Here is a 21750-nt window from a genome sequence, read left to right as displayed (position 1 = left end):
TTTTAGTATTGAATATCGTAATTTTGTGCGCATATGTAAAAACAATCTTATGAATTTTATAGAATTAGCACAAAACCGATATACAACAAAAGCATATAATAACAAGAAAATTGACCAAAATCTCATTTGCGAACTGAAAGAGATTTTGCGTTTAAGTCCTTCATCAATCAATTCACAGCCTTGGCGCTTTATCATTGTTTCAGACGAAAAGACAAAACGGGCCTTAGCTGATGTTTCTCATTTTAACAAGAGTAAAATCAACGAAGCTAGTCATTTAGTAGTTTTTTTAGGTTTTAAAGACCTTCGTAAATTTGAAAAACAAATCACTGATTTTCTCCCAGAAGGTGCGGTGAACTACTATCACCAAGTACTAAAACCCAAAGGCGATGAACAAGTTCATATATGGCTAAACAAACAAGTATACATTTCATTAGGATTCTTTTTAAGTGCTTGTGCATCAATGAACATTGATTCTACGGCTATGGAGGGCATCCAAAATGAGAAATACGATGAAATCTTACAAGAAGAAGGTTATCAAACTTTATTTGCGGTCGCTATCGGTTATCGCCATGAAGATGACGCAAACCAGCCAGACCGAAATCCAAAATTACGGTTACCCTTAGAACAGGTTGTAAAAGAGATATAGAAATATTTCAGTTGTATAAATCTACGCTTGTATCGAGTCCGAATAGCACCTCTCTCTTGATTTCGAGAGGTGTATTCCTGTGATGGATGGTGACTAATCTAGCAAAACAATACACCTTGACTGAGGAGTGTTGTCCTACGCTATCAGACTACCACCTGAATTTACGTAAAATTTTCTTGAATAGTGATTTATTCTTTTGATTCTTAGCCCCGTAACCATAACCATAGTTATAACCATAATAGGGTGTCATATTTCCTAAAGAAACATCGTTGAGAATCACTGCCATATTAGGTAGCCTCTTGTCATCGTACAATCTTTGAACGGGCTCAAGCATTCGCTTATCAGAAAAATTCTCACGAATTACATAAACACAAGCGTCCGCATGTTTAGCTATCAATAGAGTGTCGGCAACCACATTAACAGGAGCTGTATCAACGATAATGTAATCAAATTCTTGCTTAAGTTGTTCAAACATTTTTGTTATTTTTGAACTGGTTAGCAATTCTGCTGGATTTGGAGGTACTACCTTGGTTGGCAACACATAAAACTCCCTGAAATTAGGGATTTTCACTATCACCGACGACAGATCGATATCCGAAGCCAAATAGTTAGTAAGACCAACCGAGCGTAAATTTAATTGCTCCCCTATTTTTGGATTTCGGATATCCATTCCTATAAGTAGTGTTTTTTTTCCAGAAACAGCAAATGTAGCCGCCAAATTGACTGATACGAATGTTTTACCTTCTTCTGGAAATGAGGAGGTAACAAGAATCGTTTTGCTTTGTCCTTGAGGGATGTCGTTCAAAACAAAATCCATATTAGTACAAACCATTTGGAACCCCTCTGCCAAAGGAGAAAGAGTATCTAATGTTACTATTTGCTGAGTATCATCCGTATGTGGAATTTGCCCAACAAAAGGTACTGACAATCGCTCTTCGACATCTGATTTACTTCGCACTTTTATGTTAAATAATTCCATTATGTAGATAACCAAAAACGGAATTATACAACCTAGAACAATTGCTCCCAAGAGTATGATCATCGGGCGGGGCGAGATGGGGGTAGCCCCTCCTAAAGCTCTATCTATAACTTTAGCTTTGGGAGCTAAAGCCGCCATAGAAATCTCTGCTTCCTCTCGTTTTTCTAATAGATACAGAAATAAGGATTCTTTTACGCTTTGTTGCCGAGTTATTTCTCGCAATTCTTTTTCTAAAGTAGGAATGGTGCGTACACGTCCACTCAAAGAAGCTTGTTTTTTGCTGATCTCATTTTTCTGAATCAACAAATTCGATTTCATAAGCAATAGATTCTCTTTAATGGTTATTTTAAGAGCTTCGATTTCTTCTTCTATTTGCTTAAGCATAATGTTTCCTTCTCCTGCATTGAGAGCTATTTGATTTCGATGAATCGTCTTTTTGTTATGTTCCTCAATAGCTGCAGATAGCACTTGATTTGATGTAAAAACATCCAAAAGAGGAAAGGTTTTTCCCGTGCTTTTCACATCAATAAACCCTTTTATGGTGTTTTCTATAAGTTCAATTTGAGTGGTTGCTTCTACGTATTTTCTGTCAAATAAGTTTGCATTTTCTAAATTGAACTGAGCATCTGTTTGAATATTAGTAACTCTGTTTTCTTTTTTGAATATTTCGGCATGTTTTTCAACCTCATGTAACTCTTTGGTGAGGACTTCCAAACGCTTTGTAAGAAAATCAGAAGTATTCTGTGATATAAATCGCTGGTCAGTAATGGTTTCTGTATTGTATATTTCGACGAGAGTATTCAGATAATCCTCCGCTTTCTTTTTATTTTGATGGCTCACGGACAATTCTAACACAGATGTGTTTTTCCCAACTAATTTAATATTTAAACTACTTCTGTAGCCTGAAGCCACTCTAATAGGATCTTCAATATCAATCCCTATTGAGTATGGAAATTTTGTATTTTCTGTTGATTTATGTATAGAGAACTGCCCAATGTGATTTTGGATTATCTCTCCATAGCGAAACGTTCCTAACGGTTGTTCATCTTCAAATAGTGTAAATTCATTTTCCTCGCCGACGACCTTCAATTTGACGGATGACCGAGCCAAAGTTTCGATGGATATAAAAGCAGGTGTATTGTTATAAACATCAAATGTCTTTACTTTTCCCTCAGAAATGTAAGATATATGAAGATTTAGTTTCTGTACGACCTTTTCAGATAAAGTCCGTGATTTCAGTACTTCTATCTGATTTTCAATATTATCCTTAATATCTTTGAGTATGTCCAAATCCGACAAAGCAGAAAGTTCATTCACTACTCCTCCTTTTTTGTCGTCTTTAAGCATTACAGTAGTTGTTGCTCTGTAAATAGAGGGAGCGTATCGCAGGTAGGCATAAGCAAAAATCAAAGCTACGACCACACTAATAGCAAACCACAGCCAACGAGAAAGGTAAGGCTGAATTATTTTTGAAAAATCTATCTTCTCGTCTTTTTCATTAAAGGATAACTGATTTTCCATAACCTAAAATTTTAGTAATAAGGCAATTACAGTAATTGTTACCGAAATAGCAGATAAGATAGTACTTGTATCTAAACCTAATACGGAAGAATTTATTCGTGTTTTATTAGGTTCAACATACACCACATCGTTCTGAGCTAAGTAGTAGAAATCGGAGTTCATAAATTCAGAGGAAGACATATCCACCACATTAAAAGTTCTTTGCCCATCCTGTTCACGAATGACAACAACATGACTACGCTTACCATAGATGGTCATATCTTCCGCCATACTCAACGCTTGTAATAATGTAATACGCTCCGATTCAATAGTAAACGTACCAGGCTTTCGTACCTCCCCTTGCACAGTTACCTTGAAATTAGCGATTCGCAGATTCACAGTTGCATCCTTGATAAAAGTGCGAACCGCTTTGGTCAATACATCAATCGCTTCATTACGAGTCAGACCTCCTAATTTAATATTTCCAATAACTGGATAAGTGATATATCCATCCTTATCAATCAAGTAGGTTTGTAGTGGTGAAGATCCTTCCGCAGCTATGCCTGTATTTTGAGTTTTATTAAAATCCGAAAGTAGCTCCTCCGTTTGTGAATTAATAATTATTTTTAATAAATCATCAGGTTGGAGCCTAATTTCATAGGATTTTAAAATCTCTGTTTTATTGTTTTCAATATCCGAAAAGTACGCAACATTCTTTCTTGAGGTACAAGAAAAAAGTATTGAAACTAAACATATTATTACGGATATTTTTTTCATTTTCATGTTATTTTAGTTCTCTTTGTACTTTTTCAACTACCTCCTTGAACTGAGCATCAGTGAGCGAGACCTTGTGCCCAAAAGTCATTTCTTTCATCTCATTGATAGGAATAAGATGTACGTGTACGTGAGGTACTTCCAACCCTATGACAGCCACCCCTACACGATTACAAGGAATAGCTCGTTCCAAGGCTTGAGCAACTTTTCGCGAAAATGTCATTAGTTCGTTGTAGGTGGTTTCATCCAGGTCAAACAATTTATCTGCCTCCTTTTTGGGAACACAAAGGGTATGCCCTATCGCATTGGGATTGATATCTAAAAACGCAATAAAATCCTCATTTTCAGCGATTTTATACGCAGGAATTTCTCCTTGAATGATTTTTGTGAAAATACTCGCCATTGGTCAGTTGTTTTTTAGATGATTTATCGACTAATTTCTAAAATTTCCATCTTCAATATGCCATTAGGCACTTGAATTTCAGCAATTTCACCAACAGCTTTGCCCAACAAGCCTTTCCCAATAGGAGAACTTACCGAGATTTTACCTGTTTTCAAATCCGCTTCACTTTCAGCAACTAAGGTATATGTCATTTGCATATTGTTGCTTAAGTTCTTGATTTTCACTGTTGAAAGCACCAACACTTTTGAGGTATCTAATTGAGACTCATCAATCAAACGTGCATTCGCTAACAATTGCTCCAATTTAGCGATTTTCATCTCTAAAAGCCCTTGTGCTTCCTTCGCTGCGTCATATTCAGCGTTTTCCGACAAATCTCCTTTATCTCTCGCTTCAGCAATTGCCTGTGATGCTTTCGGACGTTCAACGTCTTTGAGTTGGTTTAATTCATCTCTTAATTTTTTTAATCCCTCAGCTGTATAATACGATATATTATTCATAGTTTATGTAAATTTAAAAAAAACGAAAAATCCTCATTGGTTTGAGGATTCGGTGCAAAGATACAAATATTTTTTTGTTTTATTACCAATTATAGATTATTTAACGAATCATTCAATGGTCTAATTTTCAATTCTATAACGGATAATTCAGATTTTCTTCCTTCATATTGTAAAGCACTTCTTCAAGATATTTCTTTGCCTCAAACTTTGCCATTGGTAAATTGTTGTTGTAAAAGTTACCACATTCTAAGGCTGATGCTCCTGGGATTTCTCCTTCAAAATGAGTCATGTATTCAAACAATCGCGTGATAAGTGGCAGAATATCCTCTGAAGTGTAATCCCCTGCTAAAATAAGATAATTCCCTGTCATACAGCCCATCGGCCCCCAGTAAATGATTTTATCTTTCCAATCGCTATTTCGCAACCAAGTAGCTGCTAAGTGTTCAATAGTATGAATTTCAGCACCTCCCAACACAGGCTCACGATAAGGCAATTTCATGCGAATGTCAAACGAAGTAATTACTTCATTGCCAACAAAATCCTTACGCGAAACAAAAATACCACGTTGCAATTTCAAATGATCTATACAAAAACTGGCTATCCTTTCCATATGATTAAAAATTTCCGCAAATATACTCCTTTTTCATTTATAAGCAAAAATACGACGCTATGCTAGCAGTCAGTTCTCATAAAGGCAAAAGCATACAACAAAATCTTCCATAATACCACATCGAATTGAATTTTTGGCAAGCTATAATGGATAAAACTCAATGTGCTATGTAGCTTTAAAACATTGAATTGAAAACACAAAAGGCATTAGAGTTTAAGTCGGATTATGCACCAGTAAAAATATCTAAAGGAAGATGTATTAATTATCAGAAGAGATTGAAGCTGTTAAAAAAACAATTGAGTTCATTATTTATTTTTATACATCGTTCTTTTCCTTAGATGAAAAGAAGCAAAAATCAAGGCTTTCGATATTTGCCTAAAAATCAGACTCATGTCGCTAAAATTTTCCAAACTTGCTTCCTACGGTCGTTTCGAACAATGGAAAATTTTCCACATACTAAGCTCCAAGTTTTCGCTTACTTTGCTTTATTCGTTGATTTTCTTAACGCCAAATTTCCAATGCCGATGAAAAGCGGTCAAAATGCTGAAAAATCAGCATTTAACCATTAAAAAATAAATGCAATTAAGTAGTGAACTCAAAAAAAACAAATTGTGCTTGTGGTATATTCTAATTTCTGCATTAAGTAAAATTGCAAAAAGTGTCCCACATAGACTTTGGATTACACCACAAACACAATGAAAGGTATTTAAAAATAAAAAAAACTAACCTAAGATTCCGTCAAGAGCTTCTGTGTATGTTTTTTTAGGGGCAACACCCACTTGTCTACCTACCACCTCTCCATTTTGGAATACTAATACTGTTGGAATGTTTCGCACTCCATACTTAGAAGCAAATTCTTGGTTGTTGTCTACGTCCACTTTTCCTACAACCACTCTTCCTTCATATTCCTTTGAGATTTCCTCAACCACAGGAGCTAACATACGACAAGGTCCACACCAAACTGCCCAAAAATCTACCAATACGGGTTTATCACTCTTCAAAACCACTTCTTCGAAAGTAGCATCTGTTATTTCTAAAGCCATTTTTAAATTGTTTTAAGTGTTAATGGAGGCAAAGGTAATAAATCAAATTCAATATACACAGTCTGTTATATAAATTTTAACTATATCCGTATCGATTTTGTTTATTTAAATAGGATTAAAATAAAAAAGCTACCCATTGTAGGGTAGCTTTTGTTGGCTCACAAGGACTCGAACCTTGAATAACAGAACCAAAATCTGCTGTGTTACCATTACACCATGAGCCAATCGTTATTTTTGCGGTGCAAAGATACGTAAGTTTTTTAAACTTCCAAATAAAATAACGATAAAAATATTTTTATTATCTGATTAACCTATTTAATTAACTAAATATCAAGATGTTAACTCTTAAATATTTTTTGATTATTTTATTAAAGTTATTAAAATAACTCCATTTTTTCCTTTTTCACCATATGCTTCAAGAGCTTTTTTGTCTTTCAACACTACTATGGATTGAATATTTTCAGCGCCAAGATCGGCTAATTTTGTATATTCCATTTCTTTTCCGTCAACTAATAACAAAGGGTCATTTGCCTTTTTTCCATTCATTTTAAAGGCTGTTACTTTTTGTGTTACTTGAACTTCCTTAACGTCAACAACTTTTGAATCAGACATGAGGGTATCGGACTCTTGTTTTAGTTTTAGAACGGTCATATTACCACTTGTAACTGGGGCTTTTCCCGAGGATTTTGAAAGTTTAAACGTCTTTTTGTCTTTTGCTTTTTTTGCAAATTCCTCTGGAACATTTCCTTGGGTGTAGATTTCAACAACGCCATTTTTACCTTTTTCGCCATACATTTTTGTCGCTTTTTCATCTTTGAGTACGTTTATCCATCCAATGTTGTCCGCAGGTATTCCTGAAATTGCTTCCTTTGTTGCCTCTTTCCCGTCAATGAAAAACAACGGTTGCGGATTTTTATCATCAGTGACATAGCCTAAAACTACTATCTGAGGCTCTTTTTCTTGTGCTTGTATCGTTTCTGTTGAAGTTAACGACATGGTTAAAGTGGTAGCCAACGCCAGAGCTACATAGCCCCATTTGGCTTTTGCGGTTGATTTGTTTTTCATTGTCATATAAATACGTTTTTTTAGGTTACTTGTTTCAAAATTATGTGCCATAGCTATTCGTTCAGCTCCTACACATAGGTGAATGAGTTGCTTTCGGTACTCGTTAGGATGGGTGGTTTGTTCAATTACTCGCTGATCAGCTTGAAATTCGTGTACAGTAATTAGGTGATTTTTAAGCAACCACACAAATGGATTCCACCAAAAGGCTAAGCAATAAAGCTGTGCAAAAAGTAAGTCCCACGAATGCCCAAATTCAACATGTGCCAACTCGTGTTTGATAATATTATCAGCTCCTTTTGTCATATCTTCTTCAGAAATAACTACATAACCAAACCAACTAAATGGAGATACCTTTTTCTTGGTCACATATATATTCTTGTTATTTGTTGTTTTTTCAAGTGTGGCTCTGCTAACAATTCGACCAATGAATATAATTCCGATAAGATATCGAAGTAAAAAGAGCAAAATACCTACCACATAAACAATCCATAGGAGAGTTGTAAGGCTATAGCTATTATCACTTCCTGTTGCTACGATTGACTCTGTTTGAGTCTCTGAAGAGGATAGCTCAAATGCAACTATTTGTTTTTCAGCGAATATACTATCATAAGGAAGTGGAATATTTACTAAAGGACACATCATTCCTATTGCAAGAATCAGCAATAGGGTGATTCTATTAGTTCTATGAAAAGTGTTACCACTGACAAACAAACGATAGCCTCCCCATAATATCCCCATAAAAACAAAATGTTTGAGCAGGTACAATACTAAATTTTCCATACTTTATTGTTTTTTTTCAATATCATCCAACAATTGTCGAATTTCTTCAATGGATAATTTTTCGGATTTTATGAACGTATTGACTACATTCAAGTACGAATTCTGAAAATATTTTGCTACAATATTTTTTAACGTTCGGTTGTTGTATTCCTCTTTGGAAATCAGTGGATAATATTGGTAAGAGGTGCCAAACGGCTCATGTGCCAGAAACCCCTTCTCTTCAAGCATACGTACATATGTAGATATGGTATTGAAATGTGGTTTTGGATCAGGATACTGCTCTACGATTTGCTTAACAAAGAGTTTATTATGTTTCCAAAAAAATGTCATTATCTCTTCTTCTTTTGCTGTCAATTCTTTCATTTTTTTGTGTTTTATTTATTGATTTTACTTATTTATCTGATTGTTTCTATAAACTTTCATTTCGCCTCTTTCTTACCAGAAGATAGCTTTATTAATTCACAGTGCAAATGTAAACTAAAAAATTTAGTTACGCAACTATTTTTTATAGTTTATCTAAAACCATTTATTCTTAAAGGCTCTGAAAAGCTATTCGATATTTGAAATTCTGCTTTTAAAACAGCTAATACATATTTTGCAAAGTTTATTAGAAATCGTATTTTTGCAAGAAAAAATAAGTGAAACTAAACGATATTCTTCTCAAAATAAGTGAAAATCCGATATTTATTGAGCTAAACTCAAAAATTAAAGCAGGAATATCCTCTCTGCAAATCAATCATTTATCAGGAGCTTCATTATCATTTGTCATTGCCAATCTTTTCCGAAATACGAAACGAAATTTGTTTGTGATGCTTTCGGATAAAGAAGAAGCAGCCTATTTTCTGAATGATTTGGAAAGCCTGTTGGGCGATGAGCACGTAATATTTTTCCCCGATAGCTACCGCCGTCCTTATCAGATTGAAGACACGGATAACGCCAATGTTTTGCTTCGTGCCGAAGTGTTAAACCGATTGGGTTCACATCAAACGCCTTTGATTGTGGTGAGTTATCCTGAGGCTCTTTTTGAAAAGGTAATCACTCGCAAACAACTCGAAAAGAACACCTTAAAAATTAAAAAAGGAGACTCTTTATCTTTGGATTTCCTCAATGAAATGCTTTTTACTTACAATTTCAACCGAACAGATTTTGTCACCGAACCTGGGGAGTTTTCAGTGCGTGGTGGTATTGTCGATGTTTTTTCTTTCTCGAACAACGAACCTTATCGCATTGAGTTTTTCGGCAATGAAATCGAAAGTATCCGAACTTTTGATGTTGAAACACAGCTTTCTACACAACAATTATCCAAAATCACGATTATTCCAAACATCGAAAATAAGGAAAATGAAGAAGTAAGGCAATCCATTTTGGAATACATTTCGGAAGAAACACTTTTTATCGCGAAGGATATTGATAGTTTTCCTCAAAAAATCGATAAATTATTCAATAAATCCGTCGAAATTTACGAAAAACTATCAAACGAAGTCAAACATATCGCTCCCGAAGTACTTTTCTGTCAAAGTAATGAACTTTTGGAACGTATCAGCTCCTTTCAATCCATTTTTACGGGAACAAACTTATTATTTTCTTCAGAAAAAATCGTTTTTAGAACTAATCCGCAACCTGCATTCAATAAGCAATTTGAACTATTAATCAGCTATTTAAACGAAAAACACGAAGAAGGTTTCACCAATTACATTATTTGTTCCACCGAGCAACAAGCAAAGCGTTTTGACGATATTTTCAAGGAAATGGAACAAAAAGTGCATTATCAAACCGCCATTTTATCGCTACACAGCGGGTTTGTAGATCCGGACAATAAAATCAACGTCTTTACCGACCATCAAATTTTTGAACGCTATCATAAGTTCCACCTAAAAAATGGATATGCTAAAAAACAAGCCATTACGCTTAAAGAACTCACTCAACTTACTGTTGGTGATTATGTTACGCATATCGACCACGGCATCGGAAAGTTTGCAGGATTACAAAAAATTGAAGTAGAAGGCAAAATGCAGGAAGCCATCAAACTTATCTATGGTGACCGCGATGTACTTTTTGTCAGCATTCATTCCTTACATAAAATTACGAAATACAACGGCAAAGACGGCAAGCCCCCGAAGATTTACAAACTGGGTTCGGGAGCGTGGAAAGCCCTGAAACAGAAGACAAAAGCTCGGGTTAAAGAAATCGCCTTCAACCTTATTCAATTGTATGCCAAACGGAAAGAATCTAGCGGTTTTGCCTTTGCTCACGATAGTTATCTGCAAAACGAATTGGAAGCCTCATTTCTTTATGAAGATACACCCGACCAAAGCAAAGCTACTGCCGAGGTCAAAGCCGATATGGAAAGCCCCAAACCGATGGACAGGCTCGTGTGCGGTGATGTCGGTTTTGGGAAAACGGAGGTCGCCATTCGGGCTGCCTTCAAAGCGGTTGATAACGGAAAGCAAGTGGCTGTGCTTGTGCCAACTACCATTTTAGCTTTCCAACATTATCAGACGTTTGGCAACCGAATGAAAGATTTTCCCGTACGGATTGATTACCTGAATCGTTTTCGTACAGCCAAAGAAAAAAAACAAATTTTGGAAGACTTGGCAAAGGGTTCGATTGATATTATCATCGGAACACATCAGATTGTAAATGAAAGCGTGAAATACAAGGATTTAGGACTTCTAATCGTCGATGAGGAGCAGAAATTTGGCGTGGGCGTGAAAGATAAACTCAAAACATTAAAAGAAAACCTTGATGTACTGACACTTACGGCAACGCCTATTCCGCGTACGCTTCAATTCAGCTTGATGGCGGCTCGTGACCTTTCGGTTATAAACACGCCTCCGCCAAATCGTTATCCTATTGATAGCCAAGTGATTCATTTTAATGAGGAAATCATTCGCGATGCGGTTTTATATGAAATTCAGCGGGGCGGACAGGTTTTTTTCATCAATAATCGGGTGGAAAATATCCGTGAAGTGGCAGGAATGCTACAACGACTCGTTCCTGATGCCAAAATAGCCGTAGGTCACGGACAAATGGACGGCAAAAAACTCGAGGAAACGATGCTTGCCTTTATGGACGGAGCTTATGACGTTTTGGTAGCAACGACCATCATCGAGAGTGGTTTAGATGTGCCAAATGCCAACACCATTTTCATCAACAACGCTCATAATTTTGGCTTGTCCGACCTACATCAAATGCGTGGACGTGTGGGGCGAAGCAACAAAAAAGCCTTCTGTTATTTCATCACACCTCCGTTTGTAGCAATGAGCGATGATGCTCGTAAACGGATACAAGCCATTGCTCAGTTTTCGGACTTGGGAAGCGGATTCAATATCGCGATGAAGGATTTGGAAATACGAGGAGCGGGTGATTTGCTCGGCGGAGAGCAAAGTGGTTTCATTAACGAAATCGGATTTGAAACCTATCAGAAGATTTTGCAAGAAGCCATCGTAGAGTTGAAAGAAAACGAGTTTTCGGAATTGTATCAAACGAAGGAAGAAGACAAATCATATCTGAATGATACACAAATTGATAGTGATTTTGAGCTTTTATTTCCGGATACTTATGTAAACCGAGTTGCGGAACGATTAAACCTTTACAATGAGCTAAGTAACATCAGTTCGGAAGCCGATTTACTAACCTACGAAAAGAATCTGATTGACCGCTTTGGGCAATTGCCTCCTCAGGCTGTCGATTTGCTCAATAGCGTACGTCTGAAATGGTTTGCGACCAAAATGGGAATCGAAAAATTAGTAATGAAAAACGGAAAAATGACAGGATATTTTATTTCTGACCAAGAAAGTCCGTTTTATCAAAGTTCTCGTTTTCAAAAAGTATTGCAATTCGTACAACGCCATCCCGACCGATGCAGAATGCAAGAAAAAGAAACCCGCAACGGACTACGGTTGTTGCTTCACTTCAATAGTATCAATACTATTCATCAAGCCTTAAAAGTGATGCAATTGGTTTTCAACGAACAACACTCCTTTTAAAGATAAATACTAGAAATTAAATTTAAAACCATATAGAAACATAGAAAAATGCTATGTTTTTATATGGTTTTTATTTATAGAAACTATCCTTACAAAGTAAAGAATCAAGATGAGTTTGGTAATTCACACACTTGTATTCACGATTTTTTGAAAACTATTTGAACGTTACTTTTTTAATATTTTATAAATTAGTATCTTTGCCTTTCATTCAATGTAAACCAATGAAACAAACCATTTTTACAGAAACCTACAAAGTACGAAGTACACAACTCAACGTAAACAATCAGTTAGGGCTTTACGGAGTGTTGGGCATATTGCAAGATATCGCCGCCGAACACGCTGAAAATTTAGGCTTTGGCTACGAACAATTAGTCAAGGAAGGCTTCTTTTGGGTGCTTACTCAGCAAAAACTAAAAATGAAACGTTGGCCCAAATGGAATGAAAGAATTACAGTAAAAACGTGGTCGTTACCTGTAATGGGGGTTTATGCTTTCCGTGAGTTTGAAATCCTTTCGGAAAAAGGAGAAGTCATTGGGAGTTGTTCCAGTACTTGGATTACTTTGGATATCGCATCACGCAAACCCATTGACCTATCGGATAGGCAAGAACTTTTCTATGCGCGTACCGATGGAGCGTTGGACTTCAAAACCGAACGTATTGACCTACCCTCAGATTTAGAACTGATAAAAAAATTCAACGTACGCATTTCGGACTTGGATGTCAATCTTCACGTGAACAACATAAAATATTCGCAATGGGTACTTGATATGCTTTCTTTGAAAAATCATAAGAATTATGTCATCAAAGAATATGACATCAATTTCTTGTCGGAAACCTTTTACAATGATGAAATTCAAGGCTATTCAAGTACGCCTACGTTCGAAACCGACGGAAATATTACCGTTTTTTTCTGCGGTAAAAAGTCCGAACAAATCAAACCTGCCTTTATCGCTAAATTGGTTGCCGAACCCATAAAAAAGAACCTTTAAAACAATCAAACACATTATAAAATGATGAAACTTTTTACAAAACAATCAAAAAAAATTCTGTTTTTGTCGCTTTTCGTTGGAGCGTTAGGATATGCTCAGCAAAAAAAAGTGCACAATACCATAAAAATCGAAGAAAACGACTCAAAAGAGGTCATTATCGAAAAAGCCTCAAGAGTGGTGCCTAACCAAAACCAATGGGAAGCCCTAAGCAATGAATACATCGCCTTTGTACATTTTGGGCCGAACACCTTTACCCGTATGGAATGGGGCAGCGGAAAGGAAGATCCTAAAATATTCGATTTAAAAACCTTAGATACCGACCAATGGTGTAAAGCAATGCACGATTCAGGAATGAAAATGGTTATTCTAACGGTAAAACATCACGATGGATTCGTGCTTTGGCAAAGCCGATATACCAATCACGGAGTTATGTCTACAGATTTTCGAGGTGGAAAAGGCGATATTTTGAAAGACCTTTCGGAATCTTGTCAAAAATACGGTCTGAAATTAGGCGTATACTTATCTCCTGCTGACCTCTATCAAATAGAACACCCCGAAGGATTATATGGTAATTTAAGCAAATACACTAAAAGAACCATTCCGCGAGAGGTGCCAGGCAGACCTTTTGCAAACAAAACCACTTTTGAATTTGAGGTTGACGATTATAACGAGTATTTCCTCAACCAACTTTTTGAAATACTCACCGAATACGGCCCTGTACACGAAGTATGGTTCGATGGGGCGCATCCTAAAACCAAGGGCGGTCAACAGTACAACTACACCGCTTGGAAGCAACTTATCCGCACGTTGGCTCCCAAAGCGGTTATCTTCGGAAGAGAAGATATCCGTTGGGGAGGAAACGAATCCGGAGCCACCCGAGAAACCGAATGGAATGTAATTCCTATGCCGATGAATCCTGCAACGGCTCAACGCTTCCCCGATATGACCGGAAAAGATTTGGGTTCACGCGAAAAGCTCTATAATGCCAAATACCTACACTATCAACAAGCTGAAATCAACACTTCCATTCGTGAAGGTTGGTTCTACCGAGATGATACCTTCCAAAAAGTACGTAGTGCTGATGATGTTTTTGATATTTACGAACGAACCGTTGGCGGAAATACCACCTTCTTATTGAATATTCCACCCAATCGGGAAGGAAAATTTCCACAAACCGATGTTGATGTACTTAAAGAAGTAGGACAACGCATACGAGAAACTTATGATAACAATTTGCTTTACAGAGCCAAAGGATGTAAAAAAGTATTGGATAATAACCCCGACACTTACTTGACTTTGAACAAAAAAAATCAGGAGATTATTATTTCTTCCAAAAAGCCGATAACCTTCAACCGAATTGTTTTACAAGAAGCCATTCGCACTCACGGAGAACGCGTAGAAAAACACAGTGTAGAGGCTTGGATTAACAATCAATGGCAAGAAATTGCCTCGGCAACCAACATCGGTTATAAACGTATTTTACGTTTTCCGGAAGTAACCACCTCTAAAATTCGTTTTCGAGTGTTGGAATCGCGTAATACTCCTGCAATCAGTCACATTTCGGCGCATTATTACAAAACTCGTCCGCCTCAGCTTTCTTTTTTCAGAAACTTGGACGGAATGGTAACCATTGCACCAATGCAAACCCAATTCAATTGGAAACCCCACGGACAAAATGCCTCGGAAAACTTAAATACAGGTTATGAAATTTTCTATACCTTAGATGGTTCAGAACCTAATGAAAACAGTACCAAATACACCGAGCCTTTTTTCGTAGAAAATAAACAACTCAAAGCCGTTTCTTTCAATAAAGGAATGAAAGGTGCAGTACGCTCAGAAGATTTAGGAATTCTAAAAAAACAATGGAAAGTACTCAATTTCAGTTCTGAACAAAATGATAGAAAAACCACTATGGCTTTTGATGCCCGACCCAATACCTATTGGCAATCACAAAAAAGCTCTGAAAAACCATTCATAGCCATTGATTTAGGCAAAATACAGACCTTAAAGGCTTTGGTCTATACACCACAAACTTTCCATAGTAAAGGTATGTTAGCCAAGGGGTTAATTCAAGTGAGTAATGATGGTAAAACTTGGCAAACCGTAGCCAATTTTGAATTCGGAAACCTAATTAACGACCCAACCCCCAGAACTTTCTATTTTCCAGAAAGTGTTACCAGTCGTTACGTACGTATCGAAGCCTCTGAAATTGCAGAAAACGGAGATATTTTAACCATTGCAGAATTGGATTTTTTATAATATAAATTACATATCCATATAAGAGCATTACAGTATACACCCAAAAGGATATACTGTAATGCTCTTCCTTTTATCAAAATTCTCTAAATAGACATTTTGCTGGTTTTCAAATAGTTGCAATCTCAAAAAATAAACAAATTATTTTTATATTCGCCTACAAACAAAAACTTCATACTTCATAAAGATATTTTTTGTTTTCCATACGTTTTCCCCTTGTTTTTTTACTATCTTTGTGCTGACCCAAAATTTCGTGTGCTTGAGCAATTGAAAATTTTATGCTATTTCACTAACTTTGTACCCAAGTATGAACTTTTTAAGAGCGTTTAATATCATTTTTATTTTCGTCCTTTCCTTTTTGGCGATACACCCCCTGTCTGCACAACAATGTGGCACAGGCACACAGGTGGGTGGCGTTGTTACGCCCTATTGGAAAGAACAAAACGGAGAAACCGAAGAAAACAAAGGAGTGCCTATTCCCGATGGTACAAGTAGAAATCGATATGCTTTAATCAATGTCATAAAAGGAGTGCAGTATGAGATAAACGCCAGTCTCATAAGTGTTTGCAATGGAACACAAGAAATTCCCTTATCTAATAACTATGGTGGTTGGTTTAATCCGAAAAGAAGTTTTACTTCCCCTATTTCGGGTCAAGTTCGCGTATATTACACAGGTGGGGGAAGTGGTGTGCGAATAAAAATAATCGGTGGGGCAAACAATATCGACAATCAAAATTCATATAATTCGAACAATAAATGGCGAACCCATTTTTACAGAGAGATGAACAATTTTACCAATTATTTGGGATATAAAGACTATAACAGCCATTCATTTGACGAACAAAGAGACCCAAGTGGCAACAGCACCCCCATAGAGGTTCGTTCGCAAGGAGCTATGAGAGCGGGAATATTACGCTATTTTTCAGCACGTTCCTTGATGAAAAACACATCTTTGAAGGGGTTTTATTACGTAAAATTAGGCTCCGATGACGGAACACGACTTTTTATAAACGACGAAAAGGTATATGACCGATGGAATCCTGCGGAGGACTATTTCGTGAAAACACAGGTTATTAAACTCACTGGCAACAACGACCAACTGAAATACGAATACTTCAACAATAATATTCCTTTGCGATATATTTTTCAGATAGACCCTACCGCCGATAAAATCATCGAAAATACGAACCTAACATCTTCCAACGGAACAAAGATTTGTATGGGTAGCTCCACCACCCTTGATGGTGATGACTTTGCGGCGGCTTTGCCCAATACCTTTACCAACCCTACTTTTCAATGGCACTACGCCACAAGCCCCACAGGGACGAAACACCCCATCATCGGGGGGAATACAAGGCACTATGTGGTCAATACCAACGTGCCTCCTTTTAATAATCCCGCAGAAGGAAGTTATTACTTTTTCCGAGAAGCGAAAATCACTATCAATAACATAGGCGTACCCTCTAAACCAGAGAGCATTATGTCCGACCCCATACGAATAGATGTTATAAAGAAACTAAATATCAGCGTAAGCCCTAATAAAAAATCGTTTTGCCAAGGGGAAAGCGGTGCAGAAATTCAAGTGCAGATAGCAAACCCTGCACAGCCTCCTTTTGTTTTTACTTACAAAATTAACGGCGTTGAGTATCAACACACTTCGAATGTTAGGAATTTTAATATTCCCATTAACACGAACCAAGCGGGAACACTTGAATATGAATACGTTTCCGTTACTGATGGTTATGGTTGCACGACCCAAATTCATCAAGCGGATAATATCAATATAATAGCACCGCCTACTGCTACATTTACAGAACTGAATACTACGTTGTGCCAAGTCCATCCGTCAATAAATGTTATGCTTATTTCCAATATTACGGGTGGTCAGCCTCCGTTTATGGTATCTGTAAAAATAACAAACTTACAAAATTCGCAAGAAAGTACCCGTATCTTTCAGAGCAGTCCACCTCATCATCAAAGCATAAATATATACCATCACACTTCTGATATAGGTTCTTTTAAATACGAAATCACGGGGCTTCGCAATCGAAATAATTGTTGGACAACTTATACCGATAAAAGTTTCATTGTTACCGTAACCGCCCCGTCCATCGTTCCACCCGAAAACATTACGTTATGTTTGCCCGATGTGGTAACGGCGGTTTATGATGAGGGTAGCGGAAATACGAACGTAGCAGAAAATAGTTACGTATTGCCCACAGGGGATACAGCACTTGACGTAACCATAAACTCCGTGCCTTGTTGCCCAAACCCCGTTTTGAAATGGACTATCAATAACAATTTGAGCAACGTACGAACAGGGCAACCCTCTACCCATACGGGTATTTCTTTTGAAAACGATACTTCCACCGATAAAACGTATAATATTAACTATTGGCTGGAATGTAACGGACAAAAATACAACTATGTAACCCGACAAGTACGGATTACACCACGACCCGTTTTGCAATTTGAATGATTTTGAGAATTGATTTAAAAAAGTATGATACATAGAAAAACAAATAATTTTTTGATTGTGTTATAAGAAGTATGATGAAAGTATCTTTGTCAGGCTGAGCAAAGTCCGTGAAAACGGAGTATGTGTCGAAGCCTTTTAGTGATGAGGCTTCGACTTCGCTCAGCCTGACAACCAGAATTTTATAACACAAGTAATTTTTAACGTAAACAATTAAATATAAATATTCATTTTTTAAATTTTTATTATTATGAGAAAGTTAGTATTAAGTATGGCTTTTGCCATCGTATCGGCAGGTGCTTATGCACAAACGACACCTTGTACCGCTGACCAAAACAAACCTCAAATAGGTACTACTTACACGTATGAGGTAAATACCACAAACAATGGGTTTACAGGAAATGGTAAATATCACTGGTATATTACCCAACAAGCAGACTTACTTAACGGAACAAAAGAGAGTGCTACAAACAATTTTTTTGATGTTGTTGCTGGTGACGCAACTTATGACGATGCAGACAACGCTAACAAACGATTAAAATTAACTTGGAAACCCGATGCCTTAACCAGTGGGAATCCCTTTTATTTGGTTATTAAATATACAGAAACCAAAAATAATTGTGAGTCCAACAATATGAAAGCTATGAGAATAAAGCCGTTAAATAATTTCAAGTTAAAGGTAACACCTGTTAAAGACGCTGACGGGGCTGCGTTTAATGCAGGAGAAGAAAAAGTATGTGCGGCAGGTATCTCTTCTGCTCAGGTTCTTGCTAACGGAAAAGTGAAATACGAGTACGGAAAAACAACACTCTACTATAAGGTAGAAATGAGTGGATATGTAGGTAATTGGAAACCTACGATTTCACTTCCCGAACTTCAAGGAAAAACAGGAACAGACGCTGAGTTTGTAGGAAGAAAATACGAATCCGTAGAGTGGAAAGCAGGAGGAAGTACTTTTGAAACTTTTAGCGATGATTTTGTAGCAGGAGCTTCTGTAACAAATCTATTGGCAAAAACGGCTACCACGCAAAGTTCGTTTATATTAAAAATAGTGGTAAATAACGGGACATACGAGGGGCTTACAGATGAGAATATATCCTTGTCAACCAAAGGTAATATGATTCTTGCAAACAATAGTTTAGGAGCGAGAGACGTTAAGGACGATTGTTCTGATATAACAAATGACAGCGACAATAGAAAAGGAACACAAGTCATTTTAGCAAGACCTGAAATTCAAGCTCAATCAGGAGGGTTTATCATCCAAATTCAATAAAAACTTAAAAAACTTTCTCTATACAAGGTATAATTTCCCGAAAGCTGAAAACGTTCGGAAAATGGAAGTGTTGTAAAAAGTATGATACCTTTAATAAAGTGGGTATTTCTGTCAGGCTGAGCAAAGTCAGCGAAGACTTGGAGCTGAGTATGTGAGTCGAAGCCCTGTAATTACGAGGCTTCGACTACGCTCAGCCTGACAATCAGAATCTCCATCATACTTTGTACAACACGACCCGGGAAATTATATCCTTTGTATAAACAATATGTATCGGCATAACAGACATAGCGTTTCGTTGCTGTTGTGGTTTTGCTTATGGCTTTGTTTTTGGGGCGGTGTTTCGGCTCAAAACACAGGCTTGGTAGGGCAAACCACCACATTGTCAATAAGTGATGTACCTAATGGTACATACACGTGGGAACTCTATGTGCCTACGCCGAACCTTGATTTTACTAAAACGGCAGGAAACTGCCCGCCGTCAAAAGCCGTGTTTGTGGGTGGCAATAGCAGTCCGCAAGTGCAAGTACAATGGCTTGAAGCGGGGACGTATTACTACAAAGTAAACGTCAATGATGGGTGTAGTAACAACACCAAAATAGGGGTTATTACCATAATGGGTGAGGTTACTCCTCCTAAAATACAAATTACGTACGATTGCCATAAGGGTACTGCCCAACTAAACGCCTCTGGATATACTGGGGCTTTGGTTTGGAGTACGGGCGAGACCACCTCGTCTATTAGCGTTAATACCAAAGATATTCCACAAGGGCAATCGGTTACTTATTGGGTGCGTCAGACGCTTAACGGAGTACAAAGCGAACCTACTTCGGTGGCTATTGAACGAAATACGCCGCCTAATCTGCCCAATGCGTCCAATTTCCCAGCCCGAATTTATTTGGGGCAATCGGTAAGTTTGGCAAGTGTGTCTTGCGGTAACGATAAAGTACAATGGTTTACCGATTCGGCTCTTACGCAGGAAATTACGGCTTCGGAAATCCATCCTACCCGAAATACGACTTATTATGTGGTTTGTAAAACCGATACAGGTTGCCAAAGCGATGTGGTAAGCCTACTATTAGAGGTGGTAGCAAAACCGCCTTGCGATGATTTATTTGATAAGATGTTTATCCCCAATGCTATTTCGCCTAATCAAGATGGTGCTAACGACACTTGGGAGGTGGAAGACCTTAAAAAATATTACGAAAGTTGCAAACAGAAAAACGTGGTGCGTATCTTCAACCGATGGGGCGTAAAAGTATATGAAAAAGAAAATTATATGCTTGACAACCAGCGATTTGGAGGTCGTTCAGAGCATTCAAGAACCCTTGGCAAAACTCATTTGCCTGATGGTACTTATTTCTTTGTAATTACCTTTGAAGATGGAAAACAAAAAACAGGGTATCTATACGTAAAAGGACCTGGTTTTGAGTTTTAACATCTGTAAGCTATTTTTCATCATGAAAATATCCTAACGAAAGAAATGCGTTTTTTTAAATAGTCCGTATGCTTAAAGCATTTAGTAAACGCTATATCTAAAAAGCAACTATTTGATTAACAACACTTTATCTCTCAAATAGCTATTTTATAGGCTTTTGTTTTTTTAAGATTGCTTCTTCTGAAAAAATACGTTATCTTTGTGACCAAATAAAAAATGGGAAGTGATGTAAAAAGTATGATACCTTAAAAAAAGAGGACATTTCTGTCAGGCTGAGCGAAGTCGAAGCCCTGTAATGATAAGGCTTCGACTTCGCTCAGCCTGACAATCAGAACTTCCATCATACTTTTTACAACACGACCAAAAAATGATATGAAAAAGCGAGGTATATTTATTTTGGTTTTTCTTCTGAACTTTGTTTGGGTGGGTTGCTTGAAAAATGAAGCAGAAGATGTTGAGACGATAGTTGAATTGACAATCTATCCGCAGACACAAAGCGGCAAACACGTGCTTTCTGATATTTGGACAGAAGCCATCGTTTATTCTGATAATGAGGATAATAGAAAACAAGATGCTTTCCATACCATCATTGAAGGAAAAGATAAACTATCATACGAACGAGGATTTCAATATACATTCAAAGCCAAGAAAACTTGGATGAAAAAAAATCCTCCGCAAGATGTTATTCCCATCAAATATGAACTTTTAGAACTTCTAAAAAAAGAAAAAATAATCACCCAAGACACTTCCGAAGAAATAGAGTTGGTGGTAAACCCGCAGAAAGTGAAATTTTATAAATCGTATCCTATTGAGTTAGACGCCAACGGAAAACCTGTATTATATGACGCTCTTTTCTGTCTGGACAACCAAACGAAAAAGCCCGTCATACTCCAAGAAATCAAAAATTTTGAGTTTGAAACGGGCTATCATTATCTTTTAAAGGTAAATAAACTTACAAAAGCCACTCCTTTTTCCGTTTCTTACGAACTTATAGAAATAAAATCAAAGAAATTACCATAAAATCATTCATTTTCT

At 37.1% G+C, this 21750-nt stretch carries 17 protein-coding genes and 1 tRNA gene; 9 read left to right on the top strand and 9 right to left on the bottom strand.

The window, feature by feature from the left end; all coding sequences use genetic code 11:
* The first annotated feature begins 49 nt into the window (after window positions 1–49).
* Window positions 50–646 (top strand): NAD(P)H-dependent oxidoreductase, encoded by a 597-nt coding sequence (locus tag ACF3OB_RS05650; RefSeq protein WP_172919263.1) that lies wholly within the window; start codon window positions 50–52, stop codon window positions 644–646.
* 148 nt (window positions 647–794) lie between these two features.
* On the opposite strand, the gene ACF3OB_RS05645 is transcribed toward ACF3OB_RS05650, so the two are convergent.
* From ACF3OB_RS05645 to ACF3OB_RS05625, 5 genes are all read right to left on the bottom strand, one after another.
* Window positions 795–3146: a GumC family protein gene (locus tag ACF3OB_RS05645; protein ID WP_392448715.1), complete on the bottom strand. Its 2352-nt coding sequence runs from the start codon at window positions 3144–3146 to the stop codon at window positions 795–797.
* A 3-nt stretch (window positions 3147–3149) separates the two neighbouring features.
* Window positions 3150–3902 (bottom strand): polysaccharide biosynthesis/export family protein, encoded by a 753-nt coding sequence (locus tag ACF3OB_RS05640; RefSeq protein WP_392448714.1) that lies wholly within the window; start codon window positions 3900–3902, stop codon window positions 3150–3152.
* A gap of 7 nt (window positions 3903–3909) precedes the next feature.
* Complete coding sequence (locus tag ACF3OB_RS05635; RefSeq protein WP_392448712.1) at window positions 3910–4302, bottom strand: HIT family protein; 393 nt, start codon at window positions 4300–4302, stop codon at window positions 3910–3912.
* A 23-nt stretch (window positions 4303–4325) separates the two neighbouring features.
* Window positions 4326–4799 carry a transcription elongation factor GreA gene (greA, locus tag ACF3OB_RS05630; protein WP_042009591.1) on the bottom strand — a complete coding sequence of 158 codons (474 nt, stop codon included), beginning with the start codon at window positions 4797–4799 and terminating at the stop codon, window positions 4326–4328.
* Window positions 4800–4932: 133 nt separating this feature from the next.
* Window positions 4933–5409, bottom strand: a complete 477-nt coding sequence (locus ACF3OB_RS05625; RefSeq protein ID WP_042009588.1) for an S-ribosylhomocysteine lyase — start codon at window positions 5407–5409, stop codon at window positions 4933–4935.
* 437 nt (window positions 5410–5846) lie between these two features.
* Between ACF3OB_RS05625 and ACF3OB_RS05620 the strand changes: the two genes are divergently transcribed.
* Window positions 5847–5978 carry a hypothetical protein gene (locus ACF3OB_RS05620; protein WP_392448711.1) on the top strand — a complete coding sequence of 44 codons (132 nt, stop codon included), beginning with the start codon at window positions 5847–5849 and terminating at the stop codon, window positions 5976–5978.
* A gap of 153 nt (window positions 5979–6131) precedes the next feature.
* On the opposite strand, the gene trxA is transcribed toward ACF3OB_RS05620, so the two are convergent.
* The 4 genes from trxA to ACF3OB_RS05600 all read right to left on the bottom strand — a co-directional run bounded on the left by trxA (window position 6132) and on the right by ACF3OB_RS05600 (window position 8660).
* The gene (gene trxA / locus ACF3OB_RS05615; protein ID WP_042009583.1) at window positions 6132–6452 is read right to left on the bottom strand and encodes a thioredoxin; all 321 of its coding nucleotides are present in this window, start codon (window positions 6450–6452) and stop codon (window positions 6132–6134) included.
* A 153-nt stretch (window positions 6453–6605) separates the two neighbouring features.
* Window positions 6606–6676: transfer RNA gene (locus ACF3OB_RS05610), tRNA-Gln, on the bottom strand.
* Between the two features lie 136 nt (window positions 6677–6812).
* Window positions 6813–8297 (bottom strand): M56 family metallopeptidase, encoded by a 1485-nt coding sequence (locus ACF3OB_RS05605; RefSeq protein ID WP_392448709.1) that lies wholly within the window; start codon window positions 8295–8297, stop codon window positions 6813–6815.
* A gap of 3 nt (window positions 8298–8300) precedes the next feature.
* Window positions 8301–8660, bottom strand: a complete 360-nt coding sequence (locus ACF3OB_RS05600; protein WP_042009579.1) for a BlaI/MecI/CopY family transcriptional regulator — start codon at window positions 8658–8660, stop codon at window positions 8301–8303.
* Window positions 8661–8977: 317 nt separating this feature from the next.
* Between ACF3OB_RS05600 and mfd the strand changes: the two genes are divergently transcribed.
* The 7 genes from mfd to ACF3OB_RS05565 all read left to right on the top strand — a co-directional run bounded on the left by mfd (window position 8978) and on the right by ACF3OB_RS05565 (window position 21735).
* A complete protein-coding gene (mfd, locus tag ACF3OB_RS05595) occupies window positions 8978–12286 on the top strand; it encodes a transcription-repair coupling factor (protein ID WP_392448754.1) in 3309 nt (1102 codons plus the stop codon).
* Window positions 12287–12507: 221 nt separating this feature from the next.
* Window positions 12508–13275 carry an acyl-[acyl-carrier-protein] thioesterase gene (locus ACF3OB_RS05590; RefSeq protein ID WP_172919257.1) on the top strand — a complete coding sequence of 256 codons (768 nt, stop codon included), beginning with the start codon at window positions 12508–12510 and terminating at the stop codon, window positions 13273–13275.
* A gap of 21 nt (window positions 13276–13296) precedes the next feature.
* Window positions 13297–15534 (top strand): alpha-L-fucosidase, encoded by a 2238-nt coding sequence (locus ACF3OB_RS05585; RefSeq protein ID WP_392448707.1) that lies wholly within the window; start codon window positions 13297–13299, stop codon window positions 15532–15534.
* 304 nt (window positions 15535–15838) lie between these two features.
* A complete protein-coding gene (locus tag ACF3OB_RS05580; RefSeq protein ID WP_392448706.1) occupies window positions 15839–18010 on the top strand; it encodes a hypothetical protein in 2172 nt (723 codons plus the stop codon).
* 247 nt (window positions 18011–18257) lie between these two features.
* Window positions 18258–19280, top strand: coding sequence for a hypothetical protein (locus ACF3OB_RS05575; RefSeq protein ID WP_157909011.1), 1023 nt, complete (start codon window positions 18258–18260; stop codon window positions 19278–19280).
* A gap of 265 nt (window positions 19281–19545) precedes the next feature.
* Complete coding sequence (locus ACF3OB_RS05570) at window positions 19546–20715, top strand: gliding motility-associated C-terminal domain-containing protein (RefSeq protein WP_095912199.1); 1170 nt, start codon at window positions 19546–19548, stop codon at window positions 20713–20715.
* 372 nt (window positions 20716–21087) lie between these two features.
* Entirely contained in the window at window positions 21088–21735 is a 648-nt protein-coding gene (locus tag ACF3OB_RS05565; protein WP_392448704.1) for a hypothetical protein, read from the top strand.
* Window positions 21736–21750: the final 15 nt, after the last annotated feature.

Source organism: Capnocytophaga canis (genome assembly GCF_043187445.1).
GTDB lineage: Bacteria > Bacteroidota > Bacteroidia > Flavobacteriales > Flavobacteriaceae > Capnocytophaga > Capnocytophaga canis.
The sequence above is the reverse complement of the archived record's forward strand: the minus strand, read 5'-3'. Positions and strand labels throughout refer to the sequence as shown.

Excerpts from the sequence above, each read along its gene's own strand:
- ACF3OB_RS05650 (WP_172919263.1), top strand. The coding sequence starts at position 50 with ATGAATTTTATAGAATTAGCACAAAACCGATATACAACAAAAGCATAT.
- ACF3OB_RS05645 (WP_392448715.1), bottom strand. The coding sequence starts at position 3,146 with ATGGAAAATCAGTTATCCTTTAATGAAAAAGACGAGAAGATAGATTTT.
- ACF3OB_RS05640 (WP_392448714.1), bottom strand. The coding sequence starts at position 3,902 with ATGAAAAAAATATCCGTAATAATATGTTTAGTTTCAATACTTTTTTCT.
- ACF3OB_RS05635 (WP_392448712.1), bottom strand. The coding sequence starts at position 4,302 with ATGGCGAGTATTTTCACAAAAATCATTCAAGGAGAAATTCCTGCGTAT.
- greA (WP_042009591.1), bottom strand. The coding sequence starts at position 4,799 with ATGAATAATATATCGTATTATACAGCTGAGGGATTAAAAAAATTAAGA.
- ACF3OB_RS05625 (WP_042009588.1), bottom strand. The coding sequence starts at position 5,409 with ATGGAAAGGATAGCCAGTTTTTGTATAGATCATTTGAAATTGCAACGT.
- ACF3OB_RS05620 (WP_392448711.1), top strand. The coding sequence starts at position 5,847 with ATGGAAAATTTTCCACATACTAAGCTCCAAGTTTTCGCTTACTTTGCT.
- trxA (WP_042009583.1), bottom strand. The coding sequence starts at position 6,452 with ATGGCTTTAGAAATAACAGATGCTACTTTCGAAGAAGTGGTTTTGAAG.
- ACF3OB_RS05605 (WP_392448709.1), bottom strand. The coding sequence starts at position 8,297 with ATGGAAAATTTAGTATTGTACCTGCTCAAACATTTTGTTTTTATGGGG.
- ACF3OB_RS05600 (WP_042009579.1), bottom strand. The coding sequence starts at position 8,660 with ATGAAAGAATTGACAGCAAAAGAAGAAGAGATAATGACATTTTTTTGG.
- ACF3OB_RS05590 (WP_172919257.1), top strand. The coding sequence starts at position 12,508 with ATGAAACAAACCATTTTTACAGAAACCTACAAAGTACGAAGTACACAA.
- ACF3OB_RS05585 (WP_392448707.1), top strand. The coding sequence starts at position 13,297 with ATGATGAAACTTTTTACAAAACAATCAAAAAAAATTCTGTTTTTGTCG.
- ACF3OB_RS05580 (WP_392448706.1), top strand. The coding sequence starts at position 15,839 with ATGAACTTTTTAAGAGCGTTTAATATCATTTTTATTTTCGTCCTTTCC.
- ACF3OB_RS05575 (WP_157909011.1), top strand. The coding sequence starts at position 18,258 with ATGAGAAAGTTAGTATTAAGTATGGCTTTTGCCATCGTATCGGCAGGT.
- ACF3OB_RS05570 (WP_095912199.1), top strand. The coding sequence starts at position 19,546 with ATGTATCGGCATAACAGACATAGCGTTTCGTTGCTGTTGTGGTTTTGC.
- ACF3OB_RS05565 (WP_392448704.1), top strand. The coding sequence starts at position 21,088 with ATGAAAAAGCGAGGTATATTTATTTTGGTTTTTCTTCTGAACTTTGTT.